General features: G+C 70.5%; 18 protein-coding genes. 10 read left to right on the forward strand and 8 right to left on the reverse strand.

The genetic code is table 11. The annotated features are described in order from the left end of the window. Positions 1-128 precede the first annotated feature (128 nt). The 3 genes from trxB (at position 129) to ACH9D3_RS10340 (ending at position 2,955) form a co-directional block, all read left to right on the forward strand. Positions 129-1,160, forward strand: coding sequence for a thioredoxin-disulfide reductase (gene trxB, locus ACH9D3_RS10330; RefSeq protein ID WP_396410836.1), 1,032 nt, complete (start codon positions 129-131; stop codon positions 1,158-1,160). Between the two features lie 135 nt (positions 1,161-1,295). Then, entirely contained in the window at positions 1,296-1,631 is a 336-nt protein-coding gene (gene trxA, locus ACH9D3_RS10335) for a thioredoxin (protein ID WP_396400023.1), read from the forward strand. Positions 1,632-1,746: 115 nt separating this feature from the next. Continuing rightward, complete coding sequence (locus ACH9D3_RS10340) at positions 1,747-2,955, forward strand: peptidoglycan-binding protein (RefSeq protein ID WP_396410837.1); 1,209 nt, start codon at positions 1,747-1,749, stop codon at positions 2,953-2,955. Between the two features lie 86 nt (positions 2,956-3,041). Here the strand turns inward: ACH9D3_RS10340 and ACH9D3_RS10345 are convergent, their stop codons facing one another. From ACH9D3_RS10345 to rpmH, 8 genes are all read right to left on the reverse strand, one after another. Beyond that, positions 3,042-4,220, reverse strand: a complete 1,179-nt coding sequence (locus ACH9D3_RS10345; RefSeq protein WP_396410848.1) for a ParB/RepB/Spo0J family partition protein — start codon at positions 4,218-4,220, stop codon at positions 3,042-3,044. Between the two features lie 582 nt (positions 4,221-4,802). Further along, a complete protein-coding gene (locus ACH9D3_RS10350; RefSeq protein ID WP_396410838.1) occupies positions 4,803-5,699 on the reverse strand; it encodes an AAA family ATPase in 897 nt (298 codons plus the stop codon). Between the two features lie 322 nt (positions 5,700-6,021). Then, a complete protein-coding gene (gene rsmG / locus ACH9D3_RS10355) occupies positions 6,022-6,693 on the reverse strand; it encodes a 16S rRNA (guanine(527)-N(7))-methyltransferase RsmG (RefSeq protein WP_396400028.1) in 672 nt (223 codons plus the stop codon). Next, positions 6,693-7,313 carry a R3H domain-containing nucleic acid-binding protein gene (locus ACH9D3_RS10360; protein ID WP_396410839.1) on the reverse strand — a complete coding sequence of 207 codons (621 nt, stop codon included), beginning with the start codon at positions 7,311-7,313 and terminating at the stop codon, positions 6,693-6,695. The genes rsmG and ACH9D3_RS10360 overlap by 1 nt, the downstream gene beginning before the upstream one ends. Before the next feature lie 84 nt (positions 7,314-7,397). Then, positions 7,398-8,384 (reverse strand): membrane protein insertase YidC, encoded by a 987-nt coding sequence (gene yidC, locus ACH9D3_RS10365; RefSeq protein ID WP_396400030.1) that lies wholly within the window; start codon positions 8,382-8,384, stop codon positions 7,398-7,400. Next, complete coding sequence (gene yidD, locus ACH9D3_RS10370) at positions 8,381-8,821, reverse strand: membrane protein insertion efficiency factor YidD (protein WP_396400032.1); 441 nt, start codon at positions 8,819-8,821, stop codon at positions 8,381-8,383. Before yidD ends, yidC begins: the two co-directional genes overlap by 4 nt. Then, positions 8,818-9,216 (reverse strand): ribonuclease P protein component, encoded by a 399-nt coding sequence (rnpA, locus tag ACH9D3_RS10375; protein ID WP_396400033.1) that lies wholly within the window; start codon positions 9,214-9,216, stop codon positions 8,818-8,820. Before rnpA ends, yidD begins: the two co-directional genes overlap by 4 nt. Positions 9,217-9,318: 102 nt before the next feature. Beyond that, positions 9,319-9,456 carry a 50S ribosomal protein L34 gene (gene rpmH, locus ACH9D3_RS10380; RefSeq protein ID WP_019181680.1) on the reverse strand — a complete coding sequence of 46 codons (138 nt, stop codon included), beginning with the start codon at positions 9,454-9,456 and terminating at the stop codon, positions 9,319-9,321. Between the two features lie 647 nt (positions 9,457-10,103). Between rpmH and dnaA the strand changes: the two genes are divergently transcribed. The 7 genes from dnaA (at position 10,104) to ACH9D3_RS10415 (ending at position 21,158) form a co-directional block, all read left to right on the forward strand. Continuing rightward, positions 10,104-11,687, forward strand: coding sequence for a chromosomal replication initiator protein DnaA (gene dnaA / locus ACH9D3_RS10385; protein ID WP_396400145.1), 1,584 nt, complete (start codon positions 10,104-10,106; stop codon positions 11,685-11,687). 629 nt (positions 11,688-12,316) lie between these two features. Then, positions 12,317-13,441 (forward strand): DNA polymerase III subunit beta, encoded by a 1,125-nt coding sequence (gene dnaN / locus ACH9D3_RS10390; RefSeq protein ID WP_396400035.1) that lies wholly within the window; start codon positions 12,317-12,319, stop codon positions 13,439-13,441. A gap of 36 nt (positions 13,442-13,477) precedes the next feature. Further along, positions 13,478-14,698: a DNA replication/repair protein RecF gene (gene recF, locus ACH9D3_RS10395; protein WP_396410840.1), complete on the forward strand. Its 1,221-nt coding sequence runs from the start codon at positions 13,478-13,480 to the stop codon at positions 14,696-14,698. After that, complete coding sequence (locus ACH9D3_RS10400) at positions 14,695-15,360, forward strand: DUF721 domain-containing protein (RefSeq protein WP_396400038.1); 666 nt, start codon at positions 14,695-14,697, stop codon at positions 15,358-15,360. Before recF ends, ACH9D3_RS10400 begins: the two co-directional genes overlap by 4 nt. 348 nt (positions 15,361-15,708) lie before the next feature. After that, positions 15,709-17,796 carry a DNA topoisomerase (ATP-hydrolyzing) subunit B gene (gene gyrB, locus ACH9D3_RS10405; protein WP_396410841.1) on the forward strand — a complete coding sequence of 696 codons (2,088 nt, stop codon included), beginning with the start codon at positions 15,709-15,711 and terminating at the stop codon, positions 17,794-17,796. Between the two features lie 90 nt (positions 17,797-17,886). Further along, on the forward strand, positions 17,887-20,580 hold the full coding sequence (gene gyrA, locus ACH9D3_RS10410) for a DNA gyrase subunit A (protein WP_396410842.1): 2,694 nt from the start codon (positions 17,887-17,889) through the stop codon (positions 20,578-20,580). Continuing rightward, positions 20,577-21,158: a DUF3566 domain-containing protein gene (locus ACH9D3_RS10415; RefSeq protein WP_396400042.1), complete on the forward strand. Its 582-nt coding sequence runs from the start codon at positions 20,577-20,579 to the stop codon at positions 21,156-21,158. Before gyrA ends, ACH9D3_RS10415 begins: the two co-directional genes overlap by 4 nt. Positions 21,159-21,161: the final 3 nt, after the last annotated feature.

Raw genomic sequence — 21,161 nt, forward strand, 5'->3', positions numbered from 1 at the left:
CCGCTCCCCCGCCGGCCACGGCGGGGGCAGCACGGGCACCGGAATATCCTCCGTTCGCCCCCCGTTGTGCCAGTGGTCCCTGCGGCCGGCGTGCCCGGCCGCTCCCTGTACGGAAGGTCTGCAGAACAGTGAGCCCCGACTTCGGTCCCGTGATCAACGCCCTGAACCTCGCCCCGACGAACAGCGGGCCGGCGGTCACCGCGGACGACGAGACCGTCCACGAGGTCATCATCGTGGGATCCGGCCCCGCAGGCTACACGGCCGCCGTGTACGCAGCGCGCGCCGATCTCCACCCCATCGTCTTCGCGGGCTCGGTGACCGCGGGCGGCGAGCTCATGAACACGACCGAGGTCGAGAACTACCCGGGGTTCGTCGACGGCATCCAGGGGCCCGAGCTGATGTCCAACATGCAGCAGCAGGCCGAGCGCTTCGGCGCCGACATCCGCTACGAGGACGTCATCGCCCTCCAGCTCGAGGGCGAGGTCAAGACCGTGACCCTCGAGGACGGCTCCGTGCACCGCGCCCACGCCGTGATCCTCGCGACCGGCTCGGCGTACCGCGAGCTCGGTCTGCCGGACGAGAAGCGGCTCTCCGGCCACGGCGTGAGCTGGTGCGCCACCTGCGACGGCTTCTTCTTCAAGGAGCAGCACATCGCAGTCGTCGGCGGCGGCGACTCCGCCCTCGAGGAGGCCACCTTCCTCTCGCGGTTCGCCTCGAAGGTCACGATCATCCACCGCCGGGACAGCTTCCGCGCCTCCGAGATCATGCAGCAGCGCGCGTTCGAGGACCCCAAGATCGAGGTCCTCTGGAACTCCGAGGTCGTGGGCATCAACGGGGCGGACAAGGTCAGCTCCGTCACCGTCCGGGACACCGACTCCCAGGGGACGAGCGAGCTGCCCGTGACCGGCCTCTTCGTGGCCATCGGCTCCGATCCCCGCACCTCACTGGTGCAGGACCAGCTCGAGCTCACCGTGGACGGCACCATCGCGGTGGACGGACGCAGCTCCACCACGAGTCTCGCCGGGGTCTTCGCGGCGGGCGACGTCGTGGACGCCACCTACCGCCAGGCCATCACGGCCGCGGGCTCGGGGTGCGTGGCCGCGGTCGACGCCGAGCACTACCTCGCCGCCCTGCACGACCGCTCGGTCCTGCACAGCTGAGCCGTGCGGGCCGGGACGGCCGCCGCCGCCCCGGCCCGCATGGGTCATAATCGAACCGGATCCGCCCTTCCCACGAGTTCCACCGAGTGCGTGCGGGCACGCCGACCGCGTGCCCCGCGCCGGACAAGGAGAAACATGAGCGCCGCCAAGAACGTGACCGACGCCGACTTCGGGACCGAGGTCCTCGAGTCGGACAAGCCCGTCATCGTCGACTTCTGGGCCGAGTGGTGCGGTCCCTGCCGCATGGTCGGCCCGGTCCTGGACGCCATCGCCGCCGAGCACGCCGACACGGTCGAGGTCGTCAAGCTCAACGTCGACGAGAACCCGGCCGTGGCCTCCCGGTACGGCATCACGTCGATCCCGGCCATCTACCTGTTCTCGGGGGGCGAGGTCGTGAAGAAGGCCATCGGCGCGAAGCCCAAGAGCGCGCTCGAGAAGGAGTTCGCCGACTACCTCGTCGCCGGGAACTGAGCGGTCCCACCGACGCCCTCGACGGCCGGGGCTCATCCGTCCGCTCCCCCACCCGGGGCCGGTCGGATGAGCCCCTGACATGGCCTCCGACAACCCGACGACCCGTGGGACAACCGTGACGAACGACGACACCGAACCGATGCTGCGCCGGACCATGACGAGCCGGCGGGTGGTGGGCCTGCGGGAGCGCCTGCTCCGAGCCGGCGTCACCGTGGCCTACCTGGCGCCGCAGGACGTCAACAACCCCTCGTACTTCGACGACCACGTCGACGCCGCCGTGCGCGCCTTCCAGCAGGAGCGCGGTCTGATCGTCGACGGTCTGGTGGGCCCGGAGACCGACCGGTGCCTCAACGAGGCGCAGTACGCCCTCGGCGACCGTCCGCTCTACGTCGACGAGGACCGGCCCCTGCGCGGCGACGACGTCAGCATGCTCCAGCACAACCTCTCCCGGTTGGGTTTCTACTACGCCCACCTCGACGGCCGGTTCGGCAGCAGCACCCACCACGCGGTCATCGAACTCCAGCAGAGTCTCGGGCTGCCATCGACAGGAGTGGTGGACCGCGAGACCATCGCCGCTCTCGCACGGATCAACAAGAACATCACGTCCTCCAAGGCCTTCTCGCTGCGGGAGTACCACCGGCTGGAGCGCGCCACCACCGCCCTCAGCGGGCGTTCCGTGGTGCTCGTCCCGTCAGGCGCCGCCGGACAACAGCCTCCTGCGTCGGCCGCCCCGGACTTCCGCGACCTCGCCGACGAGGTGACGTGCGACGTCGCCGTCCGGGCCTTCGAGCTGCTCCACGAGATCGGTGCGGAGCCGGCGGTGGTGTCGCCGGGACGGGAGCTCCGGGACCGGCGTGGCGAGCCGGTGCCCACCGTCGCCTCGGTCGCGGAGGTGGTCGCCGAGGGCCGGTCCGACTCCGTGGTGGTCACGCTGCACTGCGACTGGAACTCCTCGCCCGCAGCCGGTGGTGTCGCGTCCTACTACTGGGGCGAACAGGACCGCTCGGAGATCTACTCCCCCATCGGTGAGCGGGCGGCCGTGCTCGTGCTCAAGGAGATGGTGGCCCGGACGGGTGCCCTCGACCTCGGCACGCACGCCCGGCAGTGGGACCTGCTGCGGTCGAACGACGCCCCGACCGTCTGGCTCGATCTCGGCTATCTGTCCGGTCCTGCCGACCGGGCCGCTCTGGCGGACCCCGAGCACCGGAACCATCTGGCGGAGGCCGTCGTCTTCGGCCTGCAGCGCATGTTCCTGCTCGCCGACGACGACGTGCCCACGGGGACCATGAACATCGACGACGTCGCCGAGTTCAACGGCCGCTGAGCTCCACCGCCGACTGACCCACGGTGGACACGACAGAGCCCCGGTGTTTCACGTGAAACACCGGGGCTCACCTGTATCCGGGCCGACTAGTCGCGATCCAGGCCCGGATCGAGAACCTCGATGATCCGGTTCAGGTCCTCCACCGAGGCGAACTCGATCGTCATCTTGCCCTTCCGGGCCCCCAGCGCGATCTGCACGCTGGTGTCCAGCCGGTCCGAGAACGCGTCGGCAATGTAGTCGAGACGCTCCTTGTGCCGGCCCGCCGGCGCGGCGGCACGCTTCGGCTTCCGGTCGGCCGGCTCGTTCATCGCGACGGCCTCCTCCGTGGCCCGCACCGACAGACCCTCGGCCACGATCCGCTGCGCGAGGCGCTCCATCTCCGCGGGATCCGTCAGGGACAGCAGCGCCCGGGCGTGCCCCGACGACAGCACCCCGGCCGCGACGCGACGCTGGACGAGCGGCGGCAGACGCAGGAGCCGGATGGTGTTGCTGATCTGCGGTCGCGACCTGCCGATCCGGCGGGACAGCTCCTCCTGCGTGGTCCCGAACTCCTCGAGGAGCTGCTGATAGGCCGCCGCCTCCTCCAGGGGGCTCAACTGGCTGCGGTGCAGGTTCTCCAGCAGCGCGTCCCGGAGCAGGTCGTCGTCCGCCGTCTCACGGACGATGGCCGGAATGGCAGGCAGTCCGGCACGCTGGGTGGCGCGCCACCGCCGCTCCCCCATGACCAGTTCGAAGGCCGTCTCACCGTCCTCACGGCTGGGCCGGACCACAATGGGCTGCAGGACGCCGAGCTCGGCGATGGAGTACGCCAGTTCTGCCAGTTCCTCGTCGTCGAACTCCTGGCGCGGCTGCTTGCGGTTCGGGTGGATCGACGCGACGGGGATCTCCGCGAACGTGGCGCCCGGGACGGTCGCGAGCTGCTCGGTGGTATCCACTGTTTCACGTGAAACATCGGACTCCACCTGCTCACGCGGTGCCGGTGCGGAGCCCACGTCTTCGGCCCGTTCCATGGGGACCGTCGACTCGATCTGCGACCCGCGCAGATCGGTGATCGGCGACGGCGCTGCCGGCGTCGGGTCCTCGGATGTTTCACGTGAAACGCCGTGGGGACCGGAAGGATCGGGGACGTTCTCCGTCGCGGAGTTCCCCGGCGACGCGTCGGGCGCGGGGTCGGACGCCCCGTCGCCTCCGGCCGCCGTGGACGGCAGGAAGAACATGTCCGACGGACGGCTGACCAGCGTGGTGTTGCGCAGGGCTTCACCCATGTCCATCCGCGCCTTCATGGCCTTCTGCCGTGCCGCCGGACTGACAGTTCTCGTCCGCTGTCCCGACGCCGACCGGTTGGAGGTCCCCGGAGCCCCGACCTCCGAGGGGGCGGCGGAGCCGGCAGCGACGGAGTCGGAGACGGGCTGCGGGCCGCTCTCGGTGGCATCCGGCTGTGCCGCGGTCGACGTTCCACGTGAAACATCGACCTCGTGCGCCGTGCTGCTGTCCCCTGAGGAACGACGCGGCGTATCGCTCTCCGGCACCGTCGCCGACGTCGGGGCGGCGTCCGTCTCCCCGGTCCCGACGTGCGACTCCCGGACCTCGTCCGTCACGGCATCCGCAGGACCCGCGGCGGGTGCGCTGGGAATGAGCGCCCCCAGTCCTCGGCCCAGACCACGTCGTCGTTCGCTCACGGTGTTCCTCTCCTTCGCCCGGCAATCCGCACAATTCTAGCCGAGTGGCACTGCCCGGCAGGCCGATCCACGCGCAACGCCGTGCACTGTCGGTGACCGTGCACGTCCGGACGGCGAGCGGCGCCCGCCTCCGGNCGGGCGCCGCTGGGGGAGGGGACGGACGAGGAGTCAGCGCTGGGCGCGCTGGGCGATCTCGGCCGCCGCCTCGAGATAGGACAGCGCTCCCGTCGAGCTGGGGTCGTAGCTGATCACGCTCTGCTGGTAGCTGGGTGCCTCGGAGATCCGCACCGATCGGGGGATCATGGTCTCCAGGACCTCGGAGGGGAAGTGGTTCCGCACCTCGTCGGCCACCTGGGACGCCAGGTTGGTCCGCCCGTCGTACATGGTCAGCAGGATGGTCGAGACCGACAGGTCCGGATTCAGATGCTTCTGGATCATCTCGATGTTCTTGAGCAGCTGGCTCAGCCCCTCGAGCGCGTAGTACTCGCACTGGATCGGGATGAGCACCTCGGTGGCCGCCACGAAGGCGTTGAGCGTCAGCAGTCCCAGGCTGGGCGGGCAGTCGATGAAGACGTAGTCCAGGCGGGGGAGCCCGTCCGACTCCCGCTGCTGCGCATAGGCCTCGAGGGCACGCCGGAGCCGGTGCTCCCGGGCGACCATGGACACCAGCTCGATCTCCGCGCCGGCCAGGTCGATGGTGGCGGGGACCACCCACAGGTTCTCCGCCTCCGCGGACGGCTTCACGGCGTCGGCGATGGGCATCTCGTCGATGAGCACGTCGTAGGTGCTGTCCACCTCGGAGTGGTGCTCGACGCCGAGGGCCGTCGATGCGTTGCCCTGGGGGTCGTTGTCGATGACGAGCACGTTCTGCCCCTGCCGGGCCAGGGCAACGGCGAGGTTCACCGACGTGCTGGTCTTGCCGACACCGCCCTTCTGGTTGCTGATCGTGAAGACCCGCGTCGCGGCGGGCTTCTCCAGCTGGACCTTCTTCAGCCTGGCGCGTCGCCTGGTCTCCTCCACGAGCTTCCTCCCCAGCGGCGTGTCCTCCGCCATCATTGTGGTCATATCGGGTCGCCGTCCGTCCGTTTCACGTGAAACACGAGTACCCCGATCAGGAACAACCTTTACGGATTGATCAAGCGGATCGGGGGGAAAATCGGCGTCAGAACTCCTCGGACTTCCCACGCCGTCGTCGATCGCCATCTGGCCGCGCACCTTCCCGCTTCGTCTCGAAATCGTTCCGTCGGAGCTCTCCTCCCGGGGGAGGGGGCTCCTGGGCCGCGCCGCAGGTCGGACCGCCGTCGGTCCGCGGACGGCCCACGGTGCCCGGCCCGGAGCACACTCCTCCCAGCCTACCGTCGCCACCGCCCGTACCCGGCGGAAGGACTCAGAGCCGGACGCGGACCACCGTGGTCGGCTCGTCGAGCAGACCCTCGCCGGCCGGGACGATCTCGGTGGACCGTGCCCCGCACCGGTCCAGCTTCTTCCGTGCCTTGTGCACCTCGTCCGCCGCCGAGCGGCCCTTGAGCGCGAGGAGCTCGCCGCTGCCCCGCAGCAGCGGCAGGGTGATGTCGAGCAGACCCACCAGTGCGGAGACCGCCCGGGCCGTGACCACGTCCACCTCGCCGACCTCTGCCCCGGCGTGCTCCGCCCGGGCCCGGAGCACGCGCACGTTCGTCAGCCCGAGGTCGGCCACGACCTCCTCGAGCCACTGCACACGTCGCTCCAGGGGTTCGACGAGGGTGATCCGCAGGTCGGGACGGGCCAGGGCGAGGCAGAGTCCGGGCAGACCGGCGCCGGAACCGACGTCGGCCACCCGTGCGTCCGCGGCGATGTGCTCCTGGACCACGGCGCAGTTGAGGACGTGCCGGCTCCAGAGCCGGGGCACCTCCCGGGGGCCGATGAGCCCGCGGACGATGCCCGAGGACGCCAGGTGCGCCACGTAGCGCTCCACCAGGGGCAGCCGGTCCCCGAAGAGCCGCTCGGCGGCGAGCCGCTCGGCGACGTCCGGGACCGGGGCCTCCTGCGGGGCGGGGGAGGGGCGCTGCTGCTCGGTCATCAGGCCTGCGGCACGGACACGACGATGTGCCGTGCCGCCCCCTCGCCCTCGGACTCGCTGACGAGACCCTGCTCGGCGACCACGTCGTGCACGATCTTGCGCTCGTAGGCGGACAGGGGGTCCAGGTGCACCCGCTCCCCGGTCTCCCGGGCCTCCCGCACGGCCGCGAGCGCCATGTCCTGGAGCACGACCGACCGCCGGCTGCGGTAGCCGCCGATGTCGAGGACGAGGCGGGAGCGACGGTCGGTGGCGGCCAGGACCGAGAGCCGCACGAGCTCCTGGAGGGCCTCGAGGACCTCCCCGTCCTGGCCGACCAGCACGGCGAGACTCTCGTCGTCGTCGCCGTCGGCCACGACGGACAGGTAGGTGCGGCCCTCGCGGACCTCGATGTCGATGTCACCGTCGAGGTCCGCCGTGTCCAGCAGCTCCTCGAGGTAGTCGGCCGCGATCTCGCCCTCCTCCTCGAGGGCGTTCCCGTCCTCGGCCTGGGCCGGGGACTCCTGCTCGGCTCCCGGGCGGCCGGGGGCACCGGTCGAGGACCCCGGGGAGGTGGCACCCTCGAGCCGGTCGGGGTGCGGTTCCCCGTCAGGGTCCTGGGGGGTCTGCCGGATGTCGGTCATGTCGTCTCCTGGGGCCGTGGAAGCACGGGGCCGGGCGGGCCGGCCCCGTGCGGGGAGGGGTCGGGCCGGCGTGACCGGCCGCGGTCATCGGGCCGGTCTGCGCTTCGCCTGCTGCTTCTGCCGCTTCTTGCCGACCGGCTGCTGACGCTGTCCGGCGGCGGCGCGGGCACGCCGCTCCTCGATGTCCGCCTCGTGCTCCTCCTGGGTCTTGCCGACCGGGGGGAGTCCCTTGGCGGCGCGGCGCTCGTTGAGCTCCTGCTCGGCCTGCGAGCCGGGGGTGGGGTTGTTGCGGATGACCCACCACTGCTGGCCCATCGACCAGACGTTGGAGACGGTCCAGTAGATGAGGACGCCGATGGGGAAGTTGATGCCGCCGATCGCGAAGACCAGGGGGAACAGGTAGAGCATCATCTGCTGCTGGCGGTACATGGGGGAGGCCTTGGCCGCCTCGCTCATGTTCTTGGCCGTCAGCTGCTTCTGGGTGAAGAACTGGGACGCGGACATCGCGATGATCATCACGACCGCCAGGAGGATCGTGGCCACGTGGTTGCCGTCGCCCGGGTTGAGCAGCGTCGAGAACAGCGGGGCCCCGAAGAAGGTCGCCTCGTTGAAGGACTCCACGGTGGCCGCGTTCAGGACGTGCACGCCCTCGCCCTCCGCCGCGGAGCCGGGCACGCCGTTGAGCACCTGGAACAGCCCGAAGAAGATCGGCATCTGCACCAGGATGGGCAGGCACGCGGAGAACGGGTTGGAGCCGTGGCTCTTGTACAGCTCCATCTGCTCCTGGGCCATGGCCTGCCGGGACAGCTGGTCCTTCTTGCCCTTGTACTTGGCCTGGAGCTTGGCCATCTCCGGCTGCAGCTCCTGCATACCGCGCATGGACTTGATCTGCTTGAGGAACAGCGGGATGGTCAGCGTGCGCATGACCAGGGTCAGGCCCACGATGCACAGCACCCAGGTGATGCCCGCGGCGGGGTCCATGCCGACGGCGGTGAGCAGCTCGTGGAACACCCACAGCACGGCGGAGACGACCCACCTGAAGGGGAAGAGGATCATTTCGAACAGGTTCATGGGGAAGGCTCTCCTTGGGCCGCGGGGCCGGTGCCATCGGCGGGGTGGTGACGGTGGCGCTCGGCAAGGGTGGGATGGTTCAGCAGGATGATCCGGGGGAGGGACGCGAAGTCGGGGAAGACCCGACCGCCGCCCGGAACCCTGTCGATCCCACCCGCCGCCCAGGGGTGGCAGCGCAGCAGCCTGCGGACGCTGAGGCCCAGCCCGCGCACGGCGCCGTGCACCGTGACGGACTCGAGCGCATAGGCCGAGCAGGAGGGGAAGTACCGGCACACGTCCCCGTACAGGGGAGAGACGATGGTGCGGTAGAGCTTGAGCCCCGCGATGAGGGCGTTCTGCGGCAGGAACCACAGCGCCTGCCACGCCGACGTCGGTCGGACGAACTCCTGGGGAGCCGCCGCGAGAGGATCCGCGGGCGCGTGAGCGTGCTCGCTCATGACTCCGGCTCCTCCCGTGCGGGTCGTCGGTCTTCGGTCCCGGTCCGGGGGACCCCGGCCCGGGCGGACGCCGTCCGCCACGCCTTCGTGTAGTCGGCGGTCAGCTCCGCCCAGTCCGCGCGGGCGGACGGCGGGAGCGCGCGCACCACGACGTCGTAACCGTACGGCGCCCGCCTGACCGTGGTCTGGGCGAGCTCCCGGAGCCGCCGCTTGACCTTGTTGCGGCGCACCGCGTTGCCCACGGCCTTGGACACGACGAAGCCGAAGCGGGCCGGCAGGTCCTGTCCGCTGGGTCGCACATAGACGACGACGTTCCGGCGCCCGTTGCGGGCGCCGGAACGTGTGGTGGCCGAGAACTGGGCCGAGGTCCGGATCCGGTGCTGTTCAGGAAGCACGGTGCGGCTCCCGGACGGTGCTCGGCTCAGGCGGCTCCGGCGCGACACCGACCGCCCGTGGAGGGGCGGCCGTCCGGGGCGCCGGTGCCGACACGACCCGGCTCAGGCGGAGAGCTCGGTGCGGCCCTTGCTGCGGCGGGCGGCGAGGATGGCGCGGCCGGCGCGGGTGCGCATCCGGGCACGGAAGCCGTGCTTCTTGGCGCGACGGCGGTTATTCGGCTGAAAAGTCCGCTTGCTCACTGGTTACTCCAAAGGCGTCAGGGTGTGTGCCCGTTCCCGTGCTCGACGCACCGGGTTCGGGGCGGGCGGACGGTACGGGCACAGCGGTGCTGGTGGATGCGTCCGGGCATGCCGTTGGGCATGACTGTGGACACAAAAGACTATTTCACCCTAGACAACGGGCAGGGGCCGGTCAAATCCGCACCGGGGCCGCGGTGCGCACGGAGGTGCCGGGGAGGGGGTCGGGGAGGGGCGGGAGCGGGTGGCGAAGACCGAGGACGGGCGACGGGGTGCCCGGCGGTGCTGTGCAGTGCACAAGCCGCCCACAGCTGTGCACGGATCTTCCGCACATCCTGTGGAAAACGCGTTCGCCCCGTGCCGCGGAACGGCGCGGATCGGACCCCGAACTACACGTCTGTAGTTCCCGGAGGGCCCGGAATGCGGCTATGAACAGGTCTGACGCATGTTCTAGGCTGGCACTCGCGGCTGGCCCCCGACAGCTTTTCCACCGTTGTGAAGAACGCTGTGGACAAGACTCCCGTCGACGGGCCGGGACGACCGGTCCACCGCCTCGTCACCCCGACGACATCTCGACGACAGCAGGAGTACGCGTGGGCACGCAGGACAATCAGGCGCTCGGTGCGCAGTGGGCGGAATGCGTGCAGTACATGTACGAGGACCCCCTGACCACGGGCCGCTACCGGGGGTTCATCTCCCTGGCCCAGCCGCAGGGCCTCATCGGCACCACGCTGCTGGTCGCGGTCCCCAACGAGCTCACCCGCGAGTTCTTCCAGAACCAGATGGCGTCCGTGCTCCGGTCCTCCGTGGGGCGGGCCTTCAGCCCCGAGACGCTCGTGGCGTTCGTCGTCGACGCCGACCTCGAGGCCGCCCCGGCCCCGGAGACCGGACCCGCAGCACCCACGGCGGCCCTGCCGCCGATCAGCGAGCTCGAGGCGGAGCGCAACCGCACGGACGTCCCCGCCCGGATCGACCACGCCGACACCGCCGACGCGGCGGTCGGCGACCGGCTGGTCGCGGACCCCGACCAGCAGCCGGCGGGCTTCGCGGTCCCGCCCCCGGGGCCGGCCCCCCGGTTCGGCCCGGGCCTCACCGACCGGACCCTGCCGCCGCCGCGGGACCCGCAGGCCGCCCCGCCACGCCGGCCCGTCCAGGACACGGGCACCGCGCCCGCGGTGGTGGGGGAGTGGGACAGCTCGGCGCGGCTGAATCCCAAGTACGTCTTCGACTCCTTCGTGATCGGGCAGTCCAACCGGTTCGCCCACGCCGCGGCGTTCGCGGTGGCCGAGACCCCGGCCAAGGCCTACAACCCCCTCTTCATCTACGGGGAGTCCGGGCTCGGCAAGACGCACCTGCTGCACGCGATCGGGCACTACGCCAAGCGCCTGTACCCGCAGGTGCGCGTGCGCTACGTGAACTCGGAGGAGTTCACCAACGACTTCATCAACTCGATCCGCGACGACGAGGGGTCCTCCTTCAAGGAGATCTACCGCAACGTGGACATGCTGCTGATCGACGACATCCAGTTCCTCGCCGGCAAGGAGCACACACAGGAGGAGTTCTTCCACACCTTCAACGCGCTGCACAACCACGAGAAGCAGATCGTGATCACGTCCGACATGCCGCCCAAGCAGCTCACCGGCTTCGCCGAGCGCATGCGCTCCCGCTTCGAGTGGGGCCTGATCACCGACGTGCAGCCCCCGGAGCTCGAGACCCGCATCGCGATCCTGCGCAAGAAGGCCACCAGCGAGGGCATGGACGCGCCCGACGACGTGCTCGAGTACATCGCCTCCCACATCTCCACCAACATCCGCGAGCTCGAGGGCGCCCTGATCCGCGTCACCGCGTTCGCCTCGCTGAACAGGCAGGCGGTGGACCTGCCCCTGGCCGAGCTGGTGCTCAAGGACCTCATCACCGACGACGGCGCCCAGGAGATCACCGCGGCCTCGATCCTCGCCCAGACCTCGGTCTACTTCGACATCACCCTCGAGGAGCTCAAGAGCAAGTCCCGCACCCGCACCCTGGTCACGGCCCGGCAGATCGCGATGTACCTGCTGCGCGAGCTCACCGACATGTCCCTGCCGAAGATCGGCCAGGAGCTCGGCGGCCGCGACCACACCACGGTGATGCACGCCGACCGCAAGATCCGCACGCTGATGGCCGAGCGCCGGCAGATCTTCAACCAGGTCACCGAGCTCACCAACCGGATCAAGCAGCAGCAGCGCGAGGGCTGAGCCCCTCCAGCACCTCCCGCAGGGCCCGACGGACCACCGCCGGGCCCTTTTTCCTGTCATTCGTCCACAGGTCCCGCCCGCGCCGTTCCGCACCGGCCGGCACTCCCGTGCACAGGAATTCCGTGCCTGTGGAGCGCCTGTGCACAGGACGCAACCCACACCTGTGGATAAAATTGTGGAATTCTCGCCCTGATCGGTGGAGAACCTCGGTACAACCCCGCCGAACGCTGTGGAACCCGCGGAATGCCGCGGAACTCGTCCACCGGCCCAGGGCATTTCGGGGGACGGCGAACCACAGGAACTCAACAGGGCTCCACCGCCCGGGAGCTGGTCGAGAGGCAGTTATCCACAGATTCCACAGCGGTTATTAACACTCCCATCCTTAAAGAGACATCTGGCCAAACAACAAGAATCCTGGAGCCCGGGTCCCCTCCGGGACCCTCAGGAGGACCGAACTCCAAGAAGTCCGCCACGGGCCGGCCGAATGGCCGTCCCGGGAAACGGGCGGATACGATGCAGAGGGCGAAGACCCCGTCCGCACCGCTGCACCTCGCGGCGCAGCCGGCACCGGCTCCCGCCGGGACGCGGGCTCCGCCGTCCTCGCCCAGACTGAAAGGCAGCAACCTCTCGTGAAGTTCTCCGTCGAACGCGATGTTCTCGCCGAGGCCGTCACCTGGACCGCACGGTCCCTGTCTCCTCGGCCCCCGGTCCCCGTGCTGTCCGGTCTGCTCATCCGTGCGGAGGGGGGCTCGCTGTCCATCGCGAGCTTCGACTACGAGATCTCGGCGCGGCTGTCGATCAGCGCCGACGTCCAGGAGGAGGGCACGACCCTCGTCTCCGGCCGCCTGCTCGCGGACATCTGCCGCTCCCTGCCCTCGGCCCCGGTCGAGGTGCACTCCGACGAGGGGAAGGTCACCCTGACCTGCAGGTCCTCCCGCTTCAACCTCGCGGCCATGCCCGTCGGGGACTATCCTGAGCTGCCCGCGCTGCCGGACGTCTCCGGAGTGGTGGCCGGCGACGAGTTCGCCCACGCCGTGGCCCAGGTGAACATCGCCGCGAGCAAGGACGACACCCTGCCGATCCTCACCGGCGTCCGGGTGGAGATCGAGGGCGAGAAGATGACGCTGCTGGCCACGGACCGCTACCGGCTGGCCATGCGCGAGCTCACCTGGCGACCCAGCGCCCAGGACATCTCGACGGCGGCCCTGATCAAGGCGCGCACCCTCAACGACATCGCCAAGACCCTGGGCCCGGCCGGTGACATCAACATCGCGCTCTCCGACTCCGCCGAGCTCGTCGGCTTCGAGTCCGGCGGCCGCCGCACCACGAGCCTGCTCATCGACGGCGAGTACCCCAAGATCCGCGCACTGTTCCCGGAGCACACCCCGATCACCGCCGCGGTGCGGACCACCGAGCTCGTCGAGGCCGTCCGGCGCGTCTCGCTCGTCGCCGAGCGCAACACCCCCGTGCGCCTGGCCTTCACCCAGGGGCAGGTGGCGCTGGACGCGGGCACCGGCGAGGACGCCCAGGCCTCGGAGGTCCTCGACGCGCACCTGACCGGCGACGACATCACCGTCGCCTTCAACCCGACGTACCTGTCCGAGGGGCTCCACGCCTTCGCGTCCGACTACGTCCGGTTCTCCTTCACCGCCCCGCCCAAGCCGGCCGTGCTCTCCGCCCAGGCCGAGCCCGAGGGCGAGGACAAGGACGACTACAAGTACCTGCTGATGCCGGTGCGGCTCCCCAGCCAGTGACCGGCCGGCCCGGAACCGGAAGCTGCTGATCCCGGCGTGTTCGTCGACCACATCTCCCTCCTCGACTACCGGACGTATGCCCACCTCGACATGCGTCTGGCCCCCGGGACCACCGTGTTCCTGGGCCCGAACGGCGTGGGCAAGACGAACATCGTCGAGGCCCTCGACTACACGGCGGGTCTGTCCTCCCACCGGGTGTCCTCCGACGGGCCGCTGATCCGCTTCGGGGCGGAGCGCGCGATCGTCCGCGTCCGGGTGCGGCGGGGCGGGCAGCAGACCGTCCTGGAGCTCGAGCTCAACGACGGCCGGGCCAACCGGGTCCGGATCAACCGGGCCTCCCCGGTGCGGGCGCGGGACGCCCTGGGCATCGTGCGGACCGTCCTCTTCTCCCCGGAGGACCTGACCCTGGTCAAGGGCGACCCCTCCCACCGTCGGCGCTTCCTCGACGACCTCGCCCGGTCCATGCGCCCGGTGCTCGCCGGCACCCTGGCCGACTACGAGAAGGTGCTCAGACAGCGCAACGCGCTGCTGAAGTCGGCGCGCCGGAGCGGCCGGTTCACGGACACGCACCGGTCGACGCTGGCGGCGTGGAACGACCAGTTCGCCCGTGCCGGGGCCGGCATCCTGCACGCGCGCCTCCAGCTCGTCGACGCCCTGGCCCCCCAGGTCGCCACCGCCTACGGCCAGCTCACGGACGGCAGCAAGGAGACCACCCTGCGCTACGTCTCCTCGGTGCTGCCCGAGAGCGCGGGCGGGGACGTCGAGCAGCTGCGCGGGTTCACCCCCGCGGACCTGCACCGGCTCATCCTCGACGCCTGCGCGGCCTCGGAGCAGCGGGAGCTCGAGCGGGGACTGACCCTCGTGGGCCCGCACCGCGACGAGCTCGAGCTGCTGCTCGGCCGGGCTCCCGCCCGGGGCTACGCCTCGCACGGGGAGACCTGGTCCTACGCCCTCGCCCTCCGGCTCGGCTCCTGGTACGTGCACCTCGGGGACGACCCCGCGGAGGGGGCGGCCCCGATCCTCGTCCTGGACGACGTGTTCGCGGAGCTCGATGCCCGGCGCCGGAGCCGCCTCGCCGCGATCGTGGCGTCCGCGGAGCAGGTCCTCGTGACCGCCGCGGTCGAGGAGGACCTGCCGGCCGAGCTCGTGGCCGGACCGCACGACGTGGTGCGGGTGGGTCCCGGCACCGCCGTCCGGGACGACGAGCCGTCGCCCGCCGGCGGCGGCGAGGACCGGGGGGAGGCGTCGTCGTCGTGACCGGGCCCGAGGGGGAGGACGGCCGTCCCGGACCCGGCGAGCCGCCGGAGCCGCCGGTCCCCGAGCGGAACGTCGTGCGGATCGAGGACGAGATCGACGCCCCGGCGGCGCTGCTCACGAGGCTGCGCCACGCCGCGGAGTCCCGCGGGGACGGCCGGCTCCACGGGGCGGCCGCCCGGCGCAACCTCAAGGGCTTCGGCGCAGCGATGGAGTCGGCCACCGCGTCGCCCGCCGAGCGCCTCGGGCGCCGGGGCAACGACGTGGACCCGCGGGCGCTCGGCGGGTACTCCGGGGCCGGGCGCTCCGCCCGCGACCCCCGGGGCGTCGGCTCGGTGCTGGACGGGCTCGTGTCGGGCCGCGGCTGGAAGGCGCCGGTCGCCGTGGGCTCGGTGCTCTCCCGCTGGGACGACCTCGTGGGACCGGGCATCGCCGGGCACTGCCGGCCGGAGAGCTTCGACGAGACCGTGGTGCGGGTCCGGTGCGACTCGACCGCCTACGCCGCGAACCTGCGGCTCATGGTCCCCCAGCTGCTGCGCATGTTCGACGAGCACCTGGGGGAGGGCATCGTCACCAGGATCGAGATCCTCGGACCGGCGGCACCCAGCTGGAAGCGCGGCCGCCGGTCCGTGCAGGGACGCGGTCCGCGCGACACCTACGGCTGAGACCGGTCGGAGGGAGCCTGGACGGCCTCGTGGCGCGCTGCGGCCCCCCGGGCACGCCCCGGGGGTGGTGGAGCGGAGGAAAATTCGTCCTGAGGGCCTTTCCAGGCCGCTCAGAGGCCTCTCAGGGCCCTCCGGCCCCCGGTTATCCGATAGAATCGGACACAGACAGCAATCGACGGACCGGGCCCTCACGTCCGATCGCGGAACCCCGTCCGCGGCGAGGACGCCCGGAGCCGTCGAACCGTTCCGACCCCGCACGAGCCGATGAGCCGCCGAACGTCTCACCGGTGTTCTCCTGCGCCGTCCGGAACGGTACCGGTGTGCCCAATCAGGAGGAGCCAGGAACCCGTGGCAACAGAGGATCCGCACAAGCGCGAGTACGGTGCCGGCGACATCACCGTCCTGGAGGGCCTCGAGGCCGTCCGGAAGCGACCCGGCATGTACATCGGCTCGACCGGCCCACGGGGACTGCACCACCTCGTGTACGAGGTGGTCGACAACTCGGTCGACGAGGCCCTGGCCGGCTACTGCGACCACATCGAGATCACCCTCCGGGCCGACGGCGGGGTCAAGGTCGTGGACAACGGCCGCGGCATCCCCGTGGACATCCACCCGACCGAGGGCCGGCCCACCGTCGAGGTCGTCATGACGATCCTGCACGCGGGCGGCAAGTTCGGCGGTGGCGGCTACGCCGTCTCCGGAGGTCTGCACGGCGTGGGCATCTCCGTGGTCAACGCCCTGTCCCGGCGGGTCGAGACCGAGGTCCGGCGCCAGGGCAGCGTCTGGCGGATGGTTTTCGCCGACGGCGGGATGCCCCAGGGCGAGCTGGTCAAGGGCGAGGAGACCGGGGAGACCGGCACCACCCAGGTCTTCTACCCGGACCCGGAGATCTTCGAGACCGTCGACTTCGACTTCGAGACGCTGCGGGCCCGCTTCCAACAGATGGCGTTCCTCAACAAGGGTCTGCGGATCACCCTGACCGACGAGCGCGCCCCCGTGGAGTCGGGCGAGGAGATCGCCGGCTCCGCCTCGGACCGCACCGCCGTCCACGCCGAGGACGAGCCGGTCGAGGGCCGGGACGGCGGCACCGACGCCCCCCGGCTCAACCACGAGGACGAGGACGGCGCCGGCCACCGCCGGGTGGTCTACAAGTACGACCACGGACTGCTCGACTACGTGACCTTCCTCAACAGCTCCAAGAAGGCCGACCTCGTCCACGACGACGTGATCGCCCTCGAGTCCGAGGACACGGAGCGGAAGATGTCCCTCGAGCTCGCCATGCAGTGGACCACGGCGTACACCGAGTCGGTGCACACCTACGCGAACACCATCAACACCCACGAGGGCGGCACCCACGAGGAGGGGTTCCGCTCGGCCATGACCTCCCTGGTGAACCGTTACGCCCGGGAGAACAAGCTGCTCCGGGACAAGGACGAGAACCTCACGGGCGACGACGTCCGCGAGGGCCTGACCGCCGTCATCTCGATCAAGCTCGCCGAGCCCCAGTTCGAGGGCCAGACGAAGACCAAGCTCGGCAACTCCGAGGCGAAGACCTTCGTGCAGCGCGAGGTGAACGACCGGTTCGGCGACTGGCTCGAGCGCAACCCCGCCGCCGCCCGGGAGATCATCCGCAAGGCCATCAACGCCTCGCAGGCCCGGCTCGCGGCCCGCAAGGCGCGCGAGACCACCCGGCGCAAGGGCCTCCTCGAGTCGGGCGGGATGCCGGGCAAGCTCAAGGACTGCTCGTCCAAGGACCCGTCCCTGTCCGAGATCTACCTCGTGGAGGGGGACTCCGCCGGCGGCTCCGCGGTGCAGGGCCGTGACCCCGCGCACCAGGCGATCCTGCCGCTGCGGGGCAAGATCCTCAACGTGGAGCGCGCCCGGCTGGACCGGGCGCTGTCCAACGCCGAGGTCCAGTCGATGATCACGGCGTTCGGCGCGGGGATCGGCGACGACTTCGACATCCATAAGGCGCGGTACCACAAGATCGTGCTCATGGCCGACGCGGACGTGGACGGTCAGCACATCACCACGCTGCTGCTGACGCTCCTGTTCCGGTTCATGCGCCCGCTCATCGAGCACGGCTTCGTCTACCTGGCCCAGCCCCCGCTGTACCGGATCAAGTGGTCCAACGCCCCGCACGACTACGTCTACACCGACGCGGAGCGCGACCAGGTGCTGGCCCGCGGCCTGGCCAACAACCAGCGCATCCCCAAGGAGAACGGCATCCAGCGCTACAAGGGCCTCGGCGAGATGGACTACACGGAGCTGTGGGACACCACGATGGACCCCGACCACCGCACCCTGCTGCAGGTCACCATGGAGGACGCGGCCGCCGCCGACCAGATCTTCTCCGTGCTCATGGGCGAGGACGTCGAGTCCCGCCGCGAGTTCATCCAGCAGAACGCCAAGGACATCCGGTTCCTCGACATCTGACCCGCGACATATGTCCGGCACGGCAAACTGCCGTGGTGACCGGGCCCTGCGCAGGACTTCGAGGACCAGCAGACAGAACGGAAAGACCGCATGAGTGACGAGACCCAGGACGGACAGACCCCGGAGGACGCGGCTCTCGCCGGCGACCTCGAGAACACCCCCGTGCTGACCGACCGCGTGGAGCAGGTGGACCTGCAGACCGAGATGCAGCGGTCCTACCTCGACTACGCGATGGCCGTCATCGTGGGCCGCGCCCTGCCGGACGTCCGCGACGGGCTCAAGCCGGTGCACCGCCGGGTGATCTACGCGATGTTCGACGGCGGCTACCGCCCGGAGCGGTCCTTCAACAAGTGCGCCCGCGTGGTGGGCGAGGTCATGGGCCAGTACCACCCGCACGGCGACTCCGCGATCTACGACGCCCTCGTGCGGCTCATCCAGGACTGGGTGATGCGCTACCCGCTGGCCCTCGGCCAGGGGAACTTCGGCTCCCCGGGCAACGACGGCGCGGCGGCTCCGCGGTACACCGAGACCAAGATGGCGCCGCTCGCCATGGAGATGGTCCGGGACATCCACGAGGAGACCGTGGACTTCCAGGACAACTACGACGGCAAGAACCAGGAGCCGTCGGTCCTGCCGTCGAGGTTCCCGAACCTGCTGGTCAACGGCTCCTCGGGCATCGCCGTGGGCATGGCCACCAACATCCCGCCGCACAACCTGCGCGAGGTCGCGGACGGGGTGCAGTGGTACCTCCAGCACCCGGACGTCTCCAACGAGGAGCTGCTCGAGGAACTCCTGCAGCGGATCAAGGGCCCGGACTTCCCGACCGGCGCGCAGATCCTCGGTCACAAGGGCATCGAGGACGCGTACCGGACCGGCCGGGGGTCGATCCCGATGCGCGCCGTGGTCAGCGTCGAGGAGCTCCAGGGCCGCACCTGCCTGGTCGTCACCGAGCTGCCCTACCAGGCGAACCCGGACAACCTCGCGATGAAGATCGCGGACCTGGTCAAGGACGGGCGGATCACCGGCGTCGCCGACATCCGGGACGAGACCTCGGGCCGCACCGGGCAGCGCCTGGTGATCGTGCTCAAGCGGGACGCCGTGGCCAAGGTGGTGCTCAACAACCTCTACAAGCACACGCAGCTGCAGGACAACTTCTCCGCCAACATGCTCGCGCTGGTGGACGGGGTGCCCCGCACCCTGAGCCTCGACGCGTTCATCCGGCACTGGGTCACCCACCAGATGGACGTCGTCGTCCGCCGCACCCGGTACCGGCTGCGGCAGGCCGAGGCCGAGGCCCACATCTTGCGCGGCCTGCTGAAGGCGCTCGACGCCCTCGACGACGTGATCGCGCTCATCCGCCGCTCGCCCACGGCCGACGACGCGCGCACCGGCCTCATGGAGCTCCTCGCGATCGACGAGGACCAGGCGCAGGCCATCCTCAACATGCAGCTGCGCCGGCTCGCAGCCCTCGAGCGGCAGAAGATCCAGGACCGGCACGCGGAGCTCGAGCGGCTGATCGCCGAGTACACCGCGATCATCGCCTCCGAGGAACGCCAGCGCGGCATCATCGCCTCCGAGCTCGACGAGATCGTGGCCCGCTACGGCGACGACCGCCGGTCGGAGATCATGTACGGCTACGACGGCGACATGTCGATGGAGGACCTGATCCCCGAGGAGGAGATGGTCGTGACCATCACCCGCGGCGGATACGTCAAGCGCACGCGCTCGGACCAGTACCGGTCGCAGCGGCGCGGCGGCAAGGGGGTCAAGGGCGCCCAGCTGCGCGGCGACGACGTCGTCGAGCACTTCTTCGTCACCACCACCCACAACTGGATCCTGTTCTTCACCAACCTGGGCCGGGTCTACCGCACGAAGGCCTACGAGCTGCTCGAGGCGGGACGGGACTCGAAGGGTCAGCACGTGGCCAACCTGATGGCCTTCCAGCCGGGGGAGCGGATCGCCCAGGTCATGGAGCTGGGCTCCTACGAGGACGCGCCGTACCTGGTGCTCGCCACCCGCAACGGCCTCGTCAAGAAGACCCGTCTGCTGGACTACGACACCAACCGCACGGCCGGGGTCATCGCGGTCAACCTGCGCGACGGCGACGAGCTCGTCTCGGCCCAGCTGGCGTCCGCGGAGGACGACCTGCTCCTGATCTCCCGCAGCGGCATGTCCCTGCGCTTCACCGCGTCCGACGATGTCCTGCGGCCCATGGGGCGGGCGACCTCGGGTGTCACCGGCATGAAGTTCCGCCACGGCGACGAGCTGCTCTCCGCCAACGTGGTCACCGACGACGCCTACGTGTTCGTGGTCACCGAGGGCGGCTACGCCAAGCGCACCAAGGTGGAGGAGTACCGGGTGCAGGGCCGCGGCGGCATCGGCATCAAGGTGGCGAAGCTCGCGGAGCAGCGCGGCCGGCTCGTCGGCGGGATCATCGTGGGCGAGGAGGACGAGGTCCTCGTGGTCATGGAGTCGGGCAAGGTCGTGCGCACCGGCGCCTCCGAGGTCCCTGCCAAGGGCCGAGACACGATGGGCGTGATCTTCGCGAAGCCCGCCCGGGACGACTCGATCACCGGTGTGGCCCGCAACGCGGACCGGGAGATCGCCGAGGAGGTCGACGCCGAGGCCGTGGCCGAGGTCGACGTCCAGCTCGACGAGACGATGGAGACCGCCGACGTCCTGGACAGCGGGGAGGACGACGTGCTCGACGCCGTCCCCGGAACCGGGGACACGACGGCCGATGAAGTAGCGTTGGACGCGAACAACAACGGAGGTAACGCATGAGCTCGAGTTCCGGCTCCAACGCCGCCGGCAAGTCCGGACGCTCCCCCGTCGCGTCCGCCCCCCGGTCGGGGGGCGCGGAACGGCCCGCTGGTTCGGTGAAACCGTCCGGGAGCGCCCGGACCGCGCCCAAGGCGTCGAAGTCCGGCCAGGGCGCGGGGAAGAGCCCGCGGCCCGCGAGCTCGACCAAGGGCCTGGTCCGGCCGGCCCCGCGCCCGCGCGTGCGCCGCGCCCGGCTCGTGGTCTCCAAGGTGGACACCTGGTCGGTGCTGAAGCTCGCCTTCCTGCTCTCGGTCGCGCTGGGGATCATCACCGTGGTCGCGGCGGTCGTGCTGTGGATCGTGCTGGACCTCACCGGCATGTTCGACGGGATCAACGAGCTGCTCGGGATGCTCGGCGGCGCGGGCGGGGCCCTGAACATCAAGGACTTCCTGTCCCTGGGCCAGATCGCGATCTTCGCGACCATCGTCTCCGTGGTCAACGTGATCCTCCTGACCGCGCTCTCGGTGCTCGCCGCGCTGCTGTACAACATCGCCGCGGCCCTCGTGGGCGGGATCGGCCTCACCCTCACGGACGACTGATCC

It is taken from the genome of Kocuria kalidii (assembly GCF_044462225.1).
In the GTDB taxonomy this organism is placed as follows: domain Bacteria; phylum Actinomycetota; class Actinomycetes; order Actinomycetales; family Micrococcaceae; genus Kocuria; species Kocuria kalidii.

What these genes read in the sequence shown, in the direction of transcription:
- trxA (WP_396400023.1), top strand. Translation starts at nt 1,296, where the DNA reads ATGAGCGCCGCCAAGAACGTGACCGACGCCGACTTCGGGACCGAGGTC.
- ACH9D3_RS10345 (WP_396410848.1), bottom strand. Translation starts at nt 4,220, where the DNA reads ATGGGTGAAGCCCTGCGCAACACCACGCTGGTCAGCCGTCCGTCGGAC.
- ACH9D3_RS10350 (WP_396410838.1), bottom strand. Translation starts at nt 5,699, where the DNA reads ATGACCACAATGATGGCGGAGGACACGCCGCTGGGGAGGAAGCTCGTG.
- rsmG (WP_396400028.1), bottom strand. Translation starts at nt 6,693, where the DNA reads ATGACCGAGCAGCAGCGCCCCTCCCCCGCCCCGCAGGAGGCCCCGGTC.
- ACH9D3_RS10360 (WP_396410839.1), bottom strand. Translation starts at nt 7,313, where the DNA reads ATGACCGACATCCGGCAGACCCCCCAGGACCCTGACGGGGAACCGCAC.
- yidC (WP_396400030.1), bottom strand. Translation starts at nt 8,384, where the DNA reads ATGAACCTGTTCGAAATGATCCTCTTCCCCTTCAGGTGGGTCGTCTCC.
- yidD (WP_396400032.1), bottom strand. Translation starts at nt 8,821, where the DNA reads ATGAGCGAGCACGCTCACGCGCCCGCGGATCCTCTCGCGGCGGCTCCC.
- dnaA (WP_396400145.1), top strand. Translation starts at nt 10,104, where the DNA reads ATGTACGAGGACCCCCTGACCACGGGCCGCTACCGGGGGTTCATCTCC.
- gyrA (WP_396410842.1), top strand. Translation starts at nt 17,887, where the DNA reads ATGAGTGACGAGACCCAGGACGGACAGACCCCGGAGGACGCGGCTCTC.
- ACH9D3_RS10415 (WP_396400042.1), top strand. Translation starts at nt 20,577, where the DNA reads ATGAGCTCGAGTTCCGGCTCCAACGCCGCCGGCAAGTCCGGACGCTCC.